Source organism: Limnohabitans sp. T6-20, from assembly GCF_003063505.1.
In the GTDB taxonomy this organism is placed as follows: Bacteria; Pseudomonadota; Gammaproteobacteria; order Burkholderiales; family Burkholderiaceae_C; genus Limnohabitans_A.
In genome coordinates this window covers 129,499-145,614 of the sequence record NZ_NERW01000003.1, presented here as the reverse complement: position 1 = coordinate 145,614, position 16,116 = coordinate 129,499, and the positions used below count along the sequence as shown (strand labels likewise).

Annotated in this window: 13 protein-coding genes; 9 read left to right on the top strand and 4 right to left on the bottom strand. The window is 60.8% G+C overall.

Going from position 1 to position 16,116, the window contains the following annotated elements; translation table 11 throughout:
- Nucleotides 1–23 precede the first annotated feature (23 nt).
- Both B9Z33_RS11615 and B9Z33_RS11610 read left to right on the top strand, forming a co-directional pair.
- Nucleotides 24–596 (top strand): TlpA disulfide reductase family protein, encoded by a 573-nt coding sequence (locus B9Z33_RS11615; protein WP_158270211.1) that lies wholly within the window; start codon nucleotides 24–26, stop codon nucleotides 594–596.
- A 109-nt stretch (nucleotides 597–705) separates the two neighbouring features.
- Nucleotides 706–1,824 (top strand): transglutaminase-like domain-containing protein, encoded by a 1,119-nt coding sequence (locus B9Z33_RS11610; RefSeq protein ID WP_108287207.1) that lies wholly within the window; start codon nucleotides 706–708, stop codon nucleotides 1,822–1,824.
- Between the two features lies 1 nt (nucleotide 1,825).
- Here B9Z33_RS11610 and B9Z33_RS11605 read toward each other — a convergent pair whose 3' ends face one another.
- The 4 genes from B9Z33_RS11605 to B9Z33_RS11590 form a co-directional block, all read right to left on the bottom strand.
- A complete protein-coding gene (locus B9Z33_RS11605) occupies nucleotides 1,826–2,737 on the bottom strand; it encodes a pseudouridine synthase (protein WP_108287206.1) in 912 nt (303 codons plus the stop codon).
- 1 nt (nucleotide 2,738) lies between these two features.
- On the bottom strand, nucleotides 2,739–3,491 hold the full coding sequence (trmB, locus tag B9Z33_RS11600; protein ID WP_108287205.1) for a tRNA (guanosine(46)-N7)-methyltransferase TrmB: 753 nt from the start codon (nucleotides 3,489–3,491) through the stop codon (nucleotides 2,739–2,741).
- Between the two features lie 73 nt (nucleotides 3,492–3,564).
- The gene (gene gluQRS / locus B9Z33_RS11595; RefSeq protein ID WP_108287204.1) at nucleotides 3,565–4,464 is read right to left on the bottom strand and encodes a tRNA glutamyl-Q(34) synthetase GluQRS; all 900 of its coding nucleotides are present in this window, start codon (nucleotides 4,462–4,464) and stop codon (nucleotides 3,565–3,567) included.
- 6 nt (nucleotides 4,465–4,470) lie between these two features.
- Nucleotides 4,471–5,517, bottom strand: a complete 1,047-nt coding sequence (locus B9Z33_RS11590) for an NAD(P)/FAD-dependent oxidoreductase (protein ID WP_108287203.1) — start codon at nucleotides 5,515–5,517, stop codon at nucleotides 4,471–4,473.
- A 315-nt stretch (nucleotides 5,518–5,832) separates the two neighbouring features.
- Here B9Z33_RS11590 and B9Z33_RS11585 point away from each other — a divergent pair, with 315 nt between their 5' ends.
- From B9Z33_RS11585 to B9Z33_RS11555, 7 genes are all read left to right on the top strand, one after another.
- Nucleotides 5,833–7,173 carry a TolC family protein gene (locus B9Z33_RS11585; protein WP_108287202.1) on the top strand — a complete coding sequence of 447 codons (1,341 nt, stop codon included), beginning with the start codon at nucleotides 5,833–5,835 and terminating at the stop codon, nucleotides 7,171–7,173.
- 25 nt (nucleotides 7,174–7,198) lie between these two features.
- On the top strand, nucleotides 7,199–9,379 hold the full coding sequence (locus B9Z33_RS11580; protein WP_108287201.1) for a type I secretion system permease/ATPase: 2,181 nt from the start codon (nucleotides 7,199–7,201) through the stop codon (nucleotides 9,377–9,379).
- On the top strand, nucleotides 9,376–10,662 hold the full coding sequence (locus B9Z33_RS11575; RefSeq protein WP_108287200.1) for an HlyD family efflux transporter periplasmic adaptor subunit: 1,287 nt from the start codon (nucleotides 9,376–9,378) through the stop codon (nucleotides 10,660–10,662). The genes B9Z33_RS11580 and B9Z33_RS11575 overlap by 4 nt, the downstream gene beginning before the upstream one ends.
- A 3-nt stretch (nucleotides 10,663–10,665) precedes the next feature.
- Entirely contained in the window at nucleotides 10,666–12,459 is a 1,794-nt protein-coding gene (locus B9Z33_RS11570) for a TolC family protein (protein WP_108287199.1), read from the top strand.
- A 12-nt stretch (nucleotides 12,460–12,471) separates the two neighbouring features.
- The gene (locus B9Z33_RS11565) at nucleotides 12,472–13,191 is read left to right on the top strand and encodes a hypothetical protein (protein WP_108287198.1); all 720 of its coding nucleotides are present in this window, start codon (nucleotides 12,472–12,474) and stop codon (nucleotides 13,189–13,191) included.
- A 10-nt stretch (nucleotides 13,192–13,201) separates the two neighbouring features.
- Nucleotides 13,202–14,518, top strand: a complete 1,317-nt coding sequence (locus B9Z33_RS11560; RefSeq protein WP_108287197.1) for an HlyD family type I secretion periplasmic adaptor subunit — start codon at nucleotides 13,202–13,204, stop codon at nucleotides 14,516–14,518.
- 73 nt (nucleotides 14,519–14,591) lie between these two features.
- The gene (locus tag B9Z33_RS11555; protein WP_108287196.1) at nucleotides 14,592–16,088 is read left to right on the top strand and encodes a hypothetical protein; all 1,497 of its coding nucleotides are present in this window, start codon (nucleotides 14,592–14,594) and stop codon (nucleotides 16,086–16,088) included.
- The last annotated feature ends 28 nt before the right edge of the window (nucleotides 16,089–16,116 follow it).

Genomic DNA, 16,116 nt, shown 5'->3' with positions numbered 1-16,116 from the left:
TGGGCGCGAGCCCCCGCTCGCGAATGCCTGAAATTGCGCAGGTGCTCAGCGTGATCACGGCAGCTCGCTCGGTGGTCCGCAAGGCCGTGCTGTTCGGTCTTTTGCTCTTGATCGGGCCTTTGCAGGCCCACGCCCAGTTCGACAAAACCCCGTGGCCCCGGTCGCACCCCACACCCAACATCGATGTGCTGGATATGCAAGGCCAGCGCTGGACCAGCGCCAAGCTCAAGGGGCGGGTGGTGGTGCTCAACTTTTGGGCCACTTGGTGCGGCCCTTGCAAGGAAGAAATGCCGTCCTTGCAGGCCTTGCACAGCGCCGACGGCAGCCCACCCGTGGTGATCGGCATCAATGTGAAAGAAACCGCCAGCGCGGTGCAGCGCTTTGCGACAGCTCAGGGCCTGGCGTTTCCGCTGGTCCTGGACCCGCAAGGCGAGATGACCCGGCGCTGGGGTGTTCGCATTTATCCCACCACCTTCCTGATCGGCCCCGATGGCCAAGTCCGTTGGCGCGTGGTGGGTGAAGTGGATTGGTCGAGTGCAGAAGCCGCTGGCTGGCTGAGCGCCTTGCAAAAATCGGCCAGCCCCACTCGGCGATAATCCGCCAGCCCGCACGCCTTGTGCTGGGCGACCTGCCTTCGGGGCATTGGCGCTTTCCAGCGCCTTGCGTGTGCCGACAGGTCTCACCCCTGTTTCGGAGTTCTTTTTCATGACCACCGCTCGCCGCTCTTTGCTCAAAGGAGGCGCCGCTCTGGGCGCCATGTTCGCTGCACCCACCTGGTTGCACGCCCAAACTTCGGCTGCCGCAGCCGAGCGCCGTTTTGCCCCCGAAGTGGGTACCTGGCGCACCTTTGATGTGACCACCCGTGTCGAAATCGCCGAGCCCCAGGGTGCCACCCGTGTGTGGTTGCCCGTGCCGAGCGTCAACACCGATTGGCAGCATTCGCTGGACACCCGTTTCAGCAGCAATGGTAACGCCCGCATGGGCAGCGATCTGGTGGAGGGTGCCCGCTTTGTGACGGCCGAATTCGCTGCAGGTGTTCGCCCGGTGATCGAGATCACCAGCCGCGTGCAAACCCAAAACCGCGCGTCCGAGCTGAGCCCGGGCCGCAGCTTCACCGCAGAGGCGGCCGATACGCTGCGCCACTACACCCGTGCCACCCAGATGTTGCCCATCGATGGCATCGTGCGCACCACCGCATTGCAGGCCACCAAGGGCGCGAAGACCGACGAACAAAAAGCCCGTGCGATTTACGACTGGGTGGTGACCAACGCTTTCCGTGACCCCAAGACACGCGGTTGTGGCGAAGGGGACATCAAGACCATGCTGGAGACCGGCAATCTGGGTGGCAAGTGCGCTGACCTGAACGCCTTGTTTGTGGGCCTGTGCCGCGCTGTGGGTTTGCCCGCGCGCGATGTGTACGGCATCCGCTTGGCTCCTTCGGCCTTTGGCTACAAAGAGCTGTCGGGCAACCCGGCCAGCCTGAAGGGGGCGCAGCATTGCCGCGCCGAAGTGTATTTGCAAGCCCATGGCTGGGTGGCCATGGACCCGGCCGATGTGGCCAAGGTCATGCGCCTGGAAACGGTCGAGTGGATCAAGAAGACCGACCACCCGGTGGTGGCCCCGGTTTACAAACACCTGTTTGGCGGCTGGGAGGGCAACTGGATGGCCTGGAACACATCGCACGATGTGAGCTTGCCGGGTGCCAAGGGCGGGCCTGTCAACTTCTTGATGTACCCGGTGGCCGAGACGGCAGAAGGCCGTTTGGACTCTTACACGCCCGACGCGTTCAAGTACACGATCACGGCCACCGAAGTCAAAGGCTGACTCACAGCGTGAGTTGCAGCTGGCTTTCAAACACACGGGCTTGCCCCGTGTGGGGGTCAGTGAACTGCACCGACTGGGCCAGCAACTGCAAAGGCTGGCTGAAGTCCTCCGGTGCATCCGGCCCACGCAACACCGTGGGGTAAAACAAGTCGCCCTCAATGGGCATGCCCAAGGCGTTCATGTGCACCCGCAGCTGGTGGCGCTTGCCGGTCACGGGTTCCAGTTGGTAGAGCGCCCGGTCACCCGATGTGCGCAGCAGGCTGATGCGTGTTTCGCTGTTGGCGGGCCCAGCGACTTCTTGCGTTCTGAAGAACGGCTCGCCGGGTACCAAGCGGCTGGTGTGCACGCGTGGCAAAACCAAATCGGGTTGCCAGGCCGCCACGGCGTGGTAAACCTTGTGGATGTGTTTGTCGCGAAACAAGGCGTGGTAGGCAGCGCGCTCGTGCGTGGCTTTGCCAAACAACACCAAACCCGCCGTTTCGCGGTCAATGCGGTGCAAGGGGACCAAATCAGCACAAGCGGTCAGGCGCTTGAGTTGAACCAGCAGGCTTTGCTGCACATAGCGCCCCGCGGGCGTGACGGGCATGAAATGGGGTTTGTCGGCCACGAGCAGGTGTTCGTCTTCAAACACGATGCTGGCTTGCACGGGCAAGACGGGTTCATCGGCCAGGTTGCGGTAGTAGTAAAGGCGCTCGCCTGGCTGACATGCTTGGGTTGGCAGGGCGCATTGCCCGTTGGGGTGCAGCACCAGGCCTTGTTGCAGGCGCTCGGCCCATTCACTGCGCGCGATGCCCGGCATGCGTTGGGCCAAAAAATCGAGCACACTGGGCCAATGACCTGCTGGCACCGACACCACGCTGGCGCTCACGCCATCGCGCATGGGCAACTGAACGGTGTGCCCTGATGAGTTCATGTCAGACCCGGCGGAACACCAGATCCCACACGCCGTGGCCAAGTTTCAGGCCCCGGTTTTCAAACTTGGTCAGTGGGCGGTAGTCGGGTTTGGCTGCGAAGCCGCCTTGGGCCGCATCGCCCGTGTTGGCCAGCAAGGGCTCGGCGCTGATGACTTGCATCATCTGCTCGGCATAAGGCTGCCAGTCGGTGGCCAAATGCAGGTAACCGCCGGGTTTGATGTGCTGGGCCAGTCGGTGGATGAAGGGGCTCTGGATCAGGCGGCGTTTGTGGTGGCGGCTTTTATGCCAAGGGTCCGGAAAGAAGATGTGCACACCGTCCAGGCTGTCCGTGCCCAGCATGTGGTCCATGACCTCAATGGCGTCGTGACGCACGATGCGAATGTTGTCAATGTGCTCTTCGCCGCAGCGCTTGAGCAAGGCACCCACGCCCGGTTCGTGCACTTCGCAGCACAAAAAGTTGTCATCCGGACGCACTTGCGCGATCTTGGCCGTGGCGTCGCCCATGCCAAAACCAATCTCCAGAATCAGCGGTGCAGTGCGCCCAAAGGCGGCCTGCACATCCAGGCGCTCGGGGCTGTAGGGGATCAGGAACTTGGGCCCGAATTGCTCAAAAGCCCGCACTTGGCCCGAGCCCATGCGCCCTGCGCGCAGCACATAGGTTTTGATGGTGCGCATGAAGGGGGCATCTGGGGCGGCCTGTTCGGTGGCGGATGGGTTTGCAGGTAGCAGTGGGGCGTTTTCGGGCGTCGTCATGTCAGGTCTTGGCGGGGGAGTGCGTGAGAGGCGTTGTGCTTCACAAAGCTCGCCATTATCGCGGCTGCGGCTTTCAGTGAAGATCGTGCAGTGTCGTCCAATGGGCCAGCGCTTGGGCGACGGGCGTGTGTTCGGGCATCGCAGGCAGTCCCAGTGCCTGCGCCGCGGCATTCAGCGCTTGCAGGGGCTGCTGCAGGTCCAGCGCCATGGCCCCGTTTTGTTTGCTGAGCTTTTCGCCGTTCTCACCCATCACCAAAGGGGTGTGCAGGTATTGGGGTGTGGGCAGCCCCAACGCTTGTTGCAACACGATTTGCCGCGCGGTGTTGTCGGCCAGATCTTCGCCGCGCACCACATGGGTGATGCCTTGAGCAGCGTCGTCCACCACCACCGCCAATTGATAGGCCCACAAGCCATCGGCTCGGCGCAGCACGAAGTCGCCCACGGCTTCGTTCACGTTTTGTTGCTGCGCTCCCAAACGCCTGTCTTGCCAGTGGGTGACAAGCGGCAGACCGAGCGCCCATTGCACCGCCCGCACATTCAGGCGCCATGCCCTGGCTGGCTTGCCGTTCAGCCCGGCGCGGCAAGTGCCGGGGTAGACCGCAGCCTGGTGGCGGGCCACAGACTGCGCTTGCGCTGCTTCGACGGCCGTTTCAATGTCTTTGCGTGAACAGCCGCAAGGGTAGGCCCAGCCCCTGGCGACCAGTGTGTCGAGTGCGCGTTGGTAAACGTCAGATCGCAGGCTTTGCCAGACCACCGGACCGTCAGACACCATGCCGCAGGTGGCCAGTTGCTGCAGGATGGCTTGGTCAGCACCCGGCACGCAGCGTGGCGTGTCAACGTCTTCGATGCGCACCAGCCATTGGCCGCCATGGGCGCGGGCATCAAGCCAACTGGCCAGCGCAGCCAGCAGCGAGCCTGCATGCAAAAGGCCGGTTGGCGATGGCGCAAACCGGCCTGTGTAGCGCAATGCCATGGACGGTCAGCGTTTTTTGAGCACCGCCAGAGCCAGCTCCAGGCCTGAGACAAAGGCGTCTTCGGCACGGTGACCCAAGCACCAGTCCCCGCAAATGCCAATGCCTTGCTCTTTGGACCAAAGGTGGCTTTGGCCCAATGGTTGCGCGGTTTTGGCATAGAGCCAGCGGTGCACCTCGGCATGCGCCGGGGTGGCGCGGATGCCGGTGATTTCGGCAAACGCCTTGATCAGCTTGCCGGTGATGCGCTCCGGGGTGTCGTTGACGTGCTCTGCCGACCACGGGGCGCTGGCTTGCACGGTCCAGCGCTCAATGCGCTCGCGCCCGGGCTTGGACGACTCGCGCGCCATCCAGGCGATGCGGTGGTGCGTGCTGCGTGCCGCATTCCACTGGGGCCCAAGGGTGATCAGGCCCGGTTGCACCGCCTGCGGGTAGGCCAGCATCAGCGTCCAGCAAGGGTCCACGCGGACATCGTTCAGGGGTTTGCCCAGCGCGCTGAGGCCCGAGGCGTTCAGCAAGGCCATGGCTTGCGCGGCCGGAATGGCCAGAATGACTTTGTCAAATCCGGCAAAAATGTGCTGACCACCGTCTTCGGTTTCGGTCTGCAGCTGCCAGCTGTTTTTCTTCATGGGGTCGGCCATGATCTGTGTGACCCGTGTCTGCAGCTGCACATTGCCGTCTTCGACCAAGGGTGTAGCCCAAGCTTTGACCAAGCCGTTCATGCCGGGGGTGGCTACCCAGTGGCGTTCGCCGCCGGGCAGACCGGCTTCGATCACGCGGCCATTGGGGTCGAGCACGCGCACGGCGTTGGCGCTCCAGGGTTTGCACACGCCGGGGGCGGTGCCGATGGCCAACTCAAAGCGCGGATCGCGCACGGTGAAGTACTGTGCTCCGTGGTCAAAGTTGCCAAAGGCGCTGGCTCGTGTGGCCATGCGGCCTCCCAAACCCCGGCTTTTCTCAAAAAGTGTGACGTTGTGACCGGCTTGGCGCAATGTGCGTGCGCAGGTCACGCCGGCCAAGCCGACTCCAATGATGGCGATGTGTTGTGTAGTCATTGGTGCACTCTACACCCAGTGACCATTGCCGACAATTTGGTGAAAACCAGTCTTGAATAAATGAGCTATTTAATATTCAAAATTTTCTTATCATCGAGTGCTGTGGTTTCTTAACAAATTTTAAGGTTTGGTATTTGATAATTAACTGCCTTTTTTAATACTTTTTTGTAGGACAATACTGAAAATATTAAAGCTTTAAAAGTTATTCGGGAAATTCGTGTGAAGTTTCCTCGTGGTCGTGTATTTGCGTGCAAGTGACATTTTTGTAGCATTGATCGACTTGAATTGACTTGGCTGAATTGATGGGGTGAAAGCTTGACTCAGTTGGTTGTCATTTTTTTGGTGGGGGGCCTTCTCTCGGGTTTCGCTCAGGCAGCGCCCGACGCGGACCGTCAACTTGTTTCGTCTGCCAGCGCCACGGTAGAGGGAGCAGACTCGGCTGCAAGCGTTCCTTTGGCTGTGCTGAGTTATGTGCGCATGACTTTGCAGCGTCACCCCGAATTGCTCTTGAGCGAAGCGCAAAGCCGCGGTGCCGAAAGTCAAGCCAGAGAGGCGCAGGCACAGCGTGCGCCCAAACTGGTGTTGAGTGGCAATGCCGGCTTTGATCGGCAAAAAATCAACGCCGCGCGTCTGACCAACAACTATGAACAAAGCCAGGCCCAAGCGCGGGTGAGCATGCCCCTGCTGGACCATGGCTTGACTGCGCAGATCGAACAACGCCGCCACGCTTCTGTGGGCGCAGATTGGAAACTGGTCGACAAACGCGAAGACCTGATGCTGCGCACTCTGGAGACCTACACCGAGATGTTGCGAGCCCATCGCTTGCTCAAGCTGTCGCAAGACAACTTGGCCATGCACCGTGAATACGTTCAGCAGGTCAAAGCCATTGCCAAACTCGATTTGGGCCGCGCTGCAGATTTGCCCGCAGCCATGGGCCGTGTGGCTTTGGCCGAATCCGTCAACACCAGTCGCCTGGCGCGTCTGGAGCAAGTCCGACTGGAGTTTCAAAGTCTGACGGGCTTGTCTCTGGTGCAGGAACTTCCCGGTCTCACCCCCTTTGCGCCCGCACCCACGCTCGATGAGGCTTATCAAGCTGCCCTGAAAGCAAGCCCTGCCTTGCAAGTGGCCCGTGCAGACATCGAGTCGGCCCGTCAGGGTGTCTTGCTTGCCAAATCCCCTTATCGTCCACGCGTGAGCTTGGACGCTTCGGCCAAGAGTGGTCGTGATTGGGGTGGCGTCAAAGGTCAACAGTCCGATATGTACCTCGGCATTCAAGCCGAATGGACCGTCCCCGCGGGCGGTGCCTACGGGCATGCTGTGCAGGCGGCCAGCGAGGGCGAAGTCGCCACCCGCTATGCCTATGAAAAAGCCCGCGATGAATTGCAGCTGCGCGTGAGCACGGCTTGGTTCGATTTCCTAGCGCACAGCCAGTCCTTGGGGTCTTATACCGATTACGTCAACCATGCAGAAGCCATGGTGGACGCCAGTCGCAAGCAGTTCAAGATCGGACGCCGAAGCCTGCTCGATGTGTTGAACGCCGAGAACGAGTTGTTCACGGCCCGCTCCAACAAGCTGACATCCGAGCTGGACCAAATCAAGGCTGCCTGGCGTCTGGTCGGATTGCAGGGCCAATTGGCCGTTGTTTTGGGTTTGTGATGACCCCCCTGATTCGTCCAATGCCATGCACACACTGGCTCCCAAAGGTCCGAGCATGAGCCTGGCTCCACAGGTCTATGACGTGCTCAGCGCCTTGGCATTGCGCTTGGGGGTGAGGGTGTCTGCGCGTGAGTTGCAGGCGCAAAGCGCCCAGTTTGGCGAGGCACCGCTCACACTCATGGCGGTCGCACAAGTGCTGGCGCGTCATGGCCTGGAGGCCCGAATCGGCCACTTGGCCCCCGAGCATTTTGATGCGCGCATGGGACCCGTTGTGGTGGGGCTGAACACCGAAGGTGCTGCCTTGCTGCTGGAGCGTCAGGGCGACGCTTGCCATGCGCTGGTGTCTGCGCAAGCTGGCACCTCGGCGGTTTGGCGCGACACGGCGCAATGGCAGGTGGATTGGGCAGGCTGGAGCTTGCAGGCCCGTTTGGTTGCGTCGCGTGACAGTGCACCCATGAAGGCGGATGCGCATGAAGACCCACCGCAACACGCTGCGCACTGGTTCTGGAGCGTTTTCACGACCTTGCGCACTTACTACCTGGACAGCACCCTGGCAGCGGTGATGATCAACCTGCTGGCGCTGGCCACCTCCATGTTCTCGATGAACGTGTACGACCGCGTGATTCCGAATGCGGCCTTGCATTCCCTGTGGGTGTTGGCCATTGGCGTTTCATTGGCGGGCTTGCTGGAGTTGGGTTTGCGCACCTTGCGCGGTTATCTGGTGGATGTGGCTGGCAAAAAAGCCGATCTGCTTTTGTCGGCGCGCTTGTTCCGGCACATCCTCAATTTGCGTGCACAGGACCGTCCCGGTTCCAGTGGCCAGTTTGCCGGGCAATTGCGAGACTTCGAGTCGGTGCGTGACTTCGTCAGCTCCACCACGCTGGTGGCGTTCAGCGATGTGCCTTTCATCTTTTTGTTCCTGCTCGTGATCGGCTTGCTCGGCGGGCCGCTGGTTTGGGTGCCCATCGTGGGCGCTTTGTTGGTGCTGGTGGCGGGTTGGATGTCGCAATGGCCCATCCGTGAATCGATTGAGCGTTACCAATATGAAAGCGCCCAAAAACTCGGTTTCATGGTCGAGTCTCTGGAGCGGCTGGAGCAAATCCGGGCCATGGGCGCAGAGCCCCGATTGCAAGGGCGATGGGAGCGCCTGAGCGCCACCACCGCCCGCAGCGCCATGGGCAGTCGCTTGGCCTCGGCCATCACGCTCAACTTCACACAGTTCGTTCAGCAAACCTGCAACAACGCCATGATTGTTTGGGGTGTGTATCTGATTCTGGAAGGCCGCATGTCGGTGGGTGCCTTGATCGGTTGCACGATTTTGGCGGGCCGTGCGTTGGGTCCACTGGGCCAGGTCGCGGGCTTGCTCACCCGTTACCAGCATGCGCTGGGCGCATTCAAGACCATGGACCGCATCATGAAGCTGGAAGGGCAATACACGCCTGACCGGACTTACCTTGGCCTGTCGCGTGCCCAGGGTGAACTCACGGTTCAGCAGCTTCAATTCAGCTATCCCCACACCCAGCGGCAAGTGCTGCAAATCGGCAGCCTGTCGGTGGCACCCGGTGAACACGTGGCCGTCATGGGGCCCGTGGGCAGCGGCAAGTCGACTTTGCTCAAGGTGATGGCCTGGCTGTACCCCTCAGAAACAGGGCAAGTCTTGCTCGATGGCCTGGACATGGCCCAAATCTCGCCCGCAGACCTGCGTGCCCAGATCGCCTGGGTCGGGCAAGACCCGGTGCTTTTCAGGGCCAGTCTGCGAGACAACTTGCTCATGGCCGCCCCCCACGTCAGCGACGATCGTTTGCAGCATGTTTTGCGCTTGACGGGCATGGTGAGCTGGGTGGCCACACACCCCATGGGGCTGGACATGCCCTTGGGTGAAAACGGCACCAGCTTGTCTGGCGGTCAGCGGCAGATGGTGGCGCTGGCGCGGGCTTTGCTGGCCGATGCCCCGGTGATCTTGCTGGACGAGCCCACCAGTGCATTCGATGCCGCAGGCGAGCAGCGGCTGCTGGAAGCCTTGCAGCCGGAATTGCAAGGCAAGACCGTGGTGTTGGCCACGCACCGTCCGGGCCCTTTGAGTTTGGTCAGCCGCATCGTGCTGCTCGATGGTGGACAGATGCTGGCCGATGGCCCGCGTGATGCCGTCTTGCAAGCGGTCAAGGAAGGCCGCATCAAGCGCGTGGCCAACGGAGGTGCAGCATGAATGCCCCACGCGTGTCTGCGCCCCAGTCAAGCACAGATGGCGACAAACAGGCGCTGATGCAAAAAATCATGCGCCTTCGCCACGAAAACCAATCCCAGGCCGACTTCGACCTGGTGGACGATGTGTACGCCGCCACTTTGCGCGAGCGCCAACCTGTTTTGCGTTGGGGCTTGTATTCGATGGCGCTGGTGTTGATCGTTTTTGTGCTGTGGGCTTCGTGGGCACAACTCGAAGAGGTGACCACCGGCAGCGGCAAGGTGATTCCGACCAGCCGAGAGCAAGTCATTCAGAGTCTGGAGTCGGGCATTCTGGCCGAAATCATGGTCAGCGAAGGCGATACCGTCGAGCTGGATCAAGCCTTGCTGCGCATCGACGATGTACGCCAAGGTGCCAGTGTCAAGGAAGGTCAATCCAAAGTGGATGCTTTGTTGGCTGCGGCATCGCGTTTGCGTGCCGAATCGCAGGGCAGTGCATTGGCATTTCCGGCCGACCTGCAACGCCGAGCGCCCGAGTTGACCCGCAATGAGCGAGACACCTTCGATGCGCGTCGCCGCAGCCTTGAAGCCAGCTTGGGTGCGCAGCAGCAAGCCCTGCGCTTGGCCAATGACGAGTTGCGCATCACCGAACCCATGGCCGCCGGGGGTTATGTGTCGGATGTGGATGTCTTGCGCATCAAGCGGACCATTGCCGAGGCCAAAGGTCGTTTGTCCGAGCTGTCCGGTAAGTTCCGCGCCGATGCGGCCGCCGAGCTGGCGCGTGTCGAGTCCGAATTGGCGGGCCAGCGTGCTGGCCTGACATCCCGCGAAGACAGCTTTCGCCGCACGGTGCTGCGGGCACCCAAACGTGGCGTGGTCAAGAACATCCGCATCAACACCGTGGGCGGCGTCATTCAGCCGGGTCAGGATTTGCTGGAAATCATTCCCATGGACGACAGCCTGCTGATCGAAACCCGCATTCGCCCCTCTGACATCGCATTCTTGCGCCCCGGCATGGAAGCCATCGTCAAAGTCACGGCCTACGACTCGGCCATTTATGGCTGGTTGCCCGCCAAGCTGGTGCAAATCAGTCCGGACACCTTGCGCGACGAAGTTCGGCGCGACGAAACCTATTACCGGGCGCTGGTGCGCACCGATGCCGCCGCCCTCAAAACGCCGGACGGCAAGAGCCTTCCCATCATTCCCGGCATGCTGGCCCAAGTCGACATCAAGACCGGCCAGAAGTCGGTGTTGTCCTATGTGTTCAAGCCTGTTTTGCGGGCCCGAGAAGCCTTGCGTGAGCGCTGATTCATGAAAAACAACCCTTACCCTGCACCCCAATCCATGACCTTGTATGCGACTCGCCTGGTGCTTGCAATGTGGCTTGCGTACCTGTCTCCCGTCTTGGCTCAGGGCCAAAATCAGGGCGCGAATACAGCGGCTGAAATTGAGCGCCAGAGAGCCGCCACGCGCGCGTTGGTGGATCAGGTCACGGCAGACCAGACCAAGCCATCCGACAGGGCCACCAGCCTTGGCCATGAATTGCCCGTGGCGCTCAAGCCCTTGTTGCCTCGCCCTGCAGATCAGCGCCAGGGTGCCGCCAAGCCTGCTTTGCGCGCTGCCCATTTGAGCCTGCCCGAATTGGGCCCGCTGGAGGCTCCAACGCTCATTCGCCGCCCTGTGCAGGCGCAGCCCAAGTCCAATTTGTCGACGCCCGACTTTTCGCGCCAAAGCGTGACTTTTGCGCAGCTGATGGGACAAGCCCAAATTGACCTGCCCGAGCCCGAAGGTGGTTTGGGCGTGTCTGCCCCTCGCAAGGGCGAGGCCGAACTTCAGCAAACCACGTTCGCTTTGCCCGATCTGGTGGGCGTGGGACTGGATTTCAGCCCAGAGCTCAAGGCGATCAAGGCCCGACACGAAAGCGCTCGCCAAAGACTGTCCAAGACTCGGGCAGACCTGTTGCCCACGTTTTCCAGTCGGTATGCGGACGGCAAGGAAACGACAGACAGTGCGTCGCTGACGAACAGCAAGCACGATTACCGCAACACCTCCTTTCGCTTGACGCAGCCCTTGTTCAACTACCCGGCGATCGAAAGTTTTCGCGCCAGTCAGGGCACCTTGAATGCCGCTTTGCTGCGCAGCCAGGCCAGCGAGGCCGAGGTGTCCATGAGCTTGGTGCAGGCGGTTGTCAATCTGGTCACCGCCCGTGTCACCGTGGCGTTTTCAGACGAGTTGCTGGACAACCTGTCCGGTATCTTGAAATACCAGGACCAGCGAACCCAGTCGGGCGCCAGCAGCCAGGCCGATCTGGAGCGTGCCCGCTCACGCGTGTTGGCCGCACGCCAAAGTCGCCTGGAACAGCAAGCTGGTTACAAGTCGGCCTTGCTCGAAGCCGAGCGTCTCTTGGGTTTCACGCCCAAAACGCTGAGCCTGCCTTTTCTCAACCAGCTGCCCCCTTTGCCGCGCACGCAAGCCGAAATGCGCGAGGTGGCCCTGCGTGAAAACGCCGAAATCGGTGCACTGCGCGCCGAAGTCGAAGCCCAGCAGTCTCAAATGCGTGCCCAATACGGCAGGGCTTTGCCCACCGTGGTGGCAAGCCTGGAGGATGACCGGTCCACCAACAACGGCGGTGTGCTGGGCAAGCGCCAGGACAAGCGGGCCTTGGTGGTTTTCAACTGGGCGTTTTCTGTAGGCGGCAAGGAGTATTTTGCGGGCAAGGAAGCCGCTGCCGACTTGAACGAACTGCAAAACAAGCTGGCACAAAACGAGCAGCGCATCACGCAATCTGTGGACACCGACTTTGCCTTGTTGCAGGCCACCACCTTGCGCATCAATTTGGGCCAGCAAGAGCAGGAGTCTGCATTGCGCGTGACCGAGGCGGTGCGCGAACAGCTCAAGGCCGGACGCATCGGCTCCATGCTGGAAGCCCTGGATGCGAGCGATCGGCTTTATCAGGCCCGCAACAAACTGACCCAGTCCCTTGGTCAGCAAATGCTGGCGCAAGCGCAGTTGCTGCGTCACATGGGGCAACTGGCCAGCATCCGCGAACAGGCACGGGTGCTGGTGCAGGACGTTCCTTCGTCTGACCCGATTTTCAAAAAATAAAAAGGCTCACCCATGGCTGGCTCCTCTGAATCCAACGACGCTTCCGACATCTTCTGGCCGGGGTATGTGGACGCCATCTCCAACCTGGCGATCAATTTGCTGTTTGTGATCGCGGTGATGTGCATCGTGATTTTGAGCTTTGTGCTGGAAGAAACCACCAAGGGCAAGCCTCAGCCGGGCGATGCGCCTGTGGTTTCGCAATCCAGCAGTGAAAAAACATCCAAAGCCGCCACCGAGGACATGAAGGCCTTGCAGAAAGAAAACGCCAAGCTCAAGCAAGAGTTGCAGGCGCTGCAGCAGTCGGCATCTTCCAGCTCCAGTGGCTCGCCCAACCGCAGCAATGTGGCCAACACCACCCCCAAAATGGATGTGGTGAATGCGCGTCAGGAAGTGATGAAGGACGAAAAGGGGCAGTCCAGCATGAGCACGGTCGGCGCAGGTTTGATCGTCAACTTTGACCCCAAGGTGGTGACCTTGTCGCCCGAAGAAGCCAAAGATGTGATGACGCGCCTGGAGGCCTATGGCCCTCCCAAGACCACCCGCTGGCAGATCACAGTCATCTCGCCCAAGGGCTTCAGCGAGTCAGCCCGTCTGGGCTATTACAGAGCGGTGGCGGTGCGCAATGTCCTGATTCAAAACGGTGTGCCCGGCGAGTTGATCAACATGCGCGTGGTCGAGAGCGCGCAGGCTGCCGCCGACAGTGCCCGTGTCACGGTCAATCCCGCACCTTGAAGGCCTGGGCATGCAACTGAAACAACTTTGGCAAATGCTGCGCAAGCCGCCTGATGAGGCGACATGGCGTCAGTCCTTGTCCGAACGTCGGGACCAGCGTTTCCTGAAGGTGATATTGGCCTTGGTCGTGGTGATCGTGGTATGGGCTGCGTTGGCACCTGTGGACAAGGTGGTGCGGGCCGAAGGGCGCATCATTCCTTCCACGCGTGCGCAATTGGTGCAGCACCTGGAAGGGGGCATCGTGCGCGACATCCGGGTGCGCGAAGGCCAAAGCGTCAAGGCGGGCGATGTGTTGTTGAGCTTGTCGAGTTCACAAGCCAACACCGATGTTCAGCAGGGCCGCAATCGGGTTGATGTGCTGAAGGCTCAACAGGCACGCCTGAAAGCCGAGGCCGAAGGTGCCGCAGCCCCCGCTTTTTCGGCCGACATCCCGGAGCCGCAAAAAGACCTGGAGCGCGCCGCTTTCCGTGAGCGCGGTGAAAAAATCCGGGCCGAACAAAGTGCCTTGCGCCAGCAAATCAACCAGCGCCAGTCCGAGCTGGCAGAAGCCCAGAACCGGGTCAAGAACTTGGCCACCGAAGTCGATGTTGCGCGCAAACAGTTGGGTGTGATGGAAGGCCTGTACCGTAAAGGGGCCGCATCCCAGCTGGAGTGGCTGGATGCGCAAGGCCGCTTGCAGCGGCTGACCACCACGCAGGGCGATGTCAGCAGTTCCATTCCACGTTTGCAGGCGGCGATCGCCGAACATGCCTCGCGCCTGAACGAGTCGACTTCCCGCTTCAGGGCCGAAGCCCGTGCAGAACTGGCGCAAATCAGTGCCGAAATCAACCGCTTTGAGTTGAACATCACCAACGACAGCGATCGATTGGCCCGCAACGAGGTGCGCGCACCCTTGACGGGCTTTGTCAACAAGTTGAACTTCAACACCTTGGGTGGCGTGGTGCGCCCTGGCGAGGTGGTACTCGAAATCACCCCCAGCGAAGGCCCCTTGGCGGTCGAGGCCCGTGTGCGCCCCGACGACCGAGCCAAATTGCGCCCCGGTTTGCCCACGCGTGTCTTGATTGGTGCTTATGACTACGCCATCTTTGGCGCGCTGGAGGGGCAGGTGCAAGAGGTCAGCGCCGACACCCTCGCCGACGAAAAAGGCCAGCGCTACTACCGCGTGGTGATCCAGACTGGCCAGGCCCGTGGCGCTTTGGCCGACCAGATCATTTTGCCGGGCATGACGGCCCACGCCGACATCGTGGCGGGGCAGCGCAGCGTCTTGAGCTACGTGTTGTCGCCCCTGACCCGGTTTGCCCAACAAGCCTTGAGGGAGCCCTCATGAATCCCCCGATGACGCCGTGTGTTGTGTCTGTTTTTTTGAACGATTTTGTGAACTGCAAGCAAGAGAGGTCCGCATGAAACGCCTGAAGCCCTATTACTTTTTTGTCGGTATTCCGATTCTTTTTGTCTTGCTCGGCTTTGCTGCGTTTTACGACGTGGTCGCTGGCACGATGCGAGGCAACCCACATCCCCAGATCAACTACCTGATCTTCGTCCTGATGGCCGGTGGCGGCGCCATGATGATGCACGCCGTGCACCGCATGAACCGTGAAGGCAATTTTGTGCAAAAGTTCTTCGTGGCTGCGCGCGAAGGCGCCAGCCCTGACATCTTGCGTGAGATGGTCACTGGCGAACGTTTTGATGTCAGTAACGTGCTGGAGTTGCTGGCCGAAACCCAGCACGCACCCATCAGCGATGTGCAGCATGCGGCGCTGGAGGCCGAGGTTCACCGTTTCGAGGCGCGTCAAAACATGCGCCTGTATTTGCCCCAGTTCTTGTCTGGCGCCATGGTGGGTTTGGGCCTGTTGGGCACTTTCATCGGTTTGTTGGGGGCGCTCGAAGAAATCGGCAAATTGATTTCTGCGTTCACGATGGTCGAATCGGGTAACGCCTCCGCAGCGGTTCGCACCTTGGTTGACCGGTTGAGTTCACCCATGAAGTCCATGGGTGTTGCGTTCAGCGCTTCCTTGTTTGGTGTGTTGGGCTCCTTGGTCATGAGCGTGCTCATGGTGGGTGTCAAGCGTTGCGCCAGTGAGTTGGTGGGGGCCATGCACTCGCGCTTGGTTTACCTGACCGATTTCTCGGCCCATGGCGAGACCGGCAGCCAAAACGACCAAATCGCTTCCAGCCTGAATGCGGTGGCCGAACAGTCACCCATCCTGAAAGCCTTGGTGGTCTCGCTGGACCAATCCGAACGCCGTGTGCGCGACCTCATCAGCTCCATCGGGCAGCTGTCCGTCAAGATTGAGCGCAACGAAGTCGAGCTGTGGAGTCGGGTCAACGACAGCTTGCAGCAAAGCCAAGAACGCCAACAGGCCAGTTTGGACAGCTTGCAGCAGGTCGTGATGGCTGTGCGCGAGATCGCCAAGGAAGTCACACCTGCTGCGTACCGAGAGAACACCGTGGTGTCGGCTTTGGTCACTCAGCAAAACCGCATGGAATCGGCCCTGCAAATCATGGAGGCCAGCTACACGCAGTTCAGCAAAAGCTTGGCCCAGCAAGCGGAAGTTTTGCAACGGCAGGACCAAACGGCGCTTGAAGTGTTGCAGTTGCGCTCGGCCATGGCCGACCAACAGCGAGGTGTCCAGCAGGCCATCCAGACTTTGGGTGGCAGCTTTGGGGGGCTTGATCGCGTGATCCGAGAACACCAGGAACATTTGGTTCGCATGCGCGACAACGAAGGCACGCAGAACACCCAACTGGCCAACGCAGTGCGGGACGAAGGTGAAATCCTGACCCGTCTGATTGAGCGCATTGAATCTTTGCACCACGAACAAGGTGCCCAGCACGAGCGGCACCTCATCATGCTGACAGAGCAGCTGCGCGGGACGGAAGCTGACGGCAAGCGTTAAACCGAGCCCGTCAACACAGCGTTCAGTC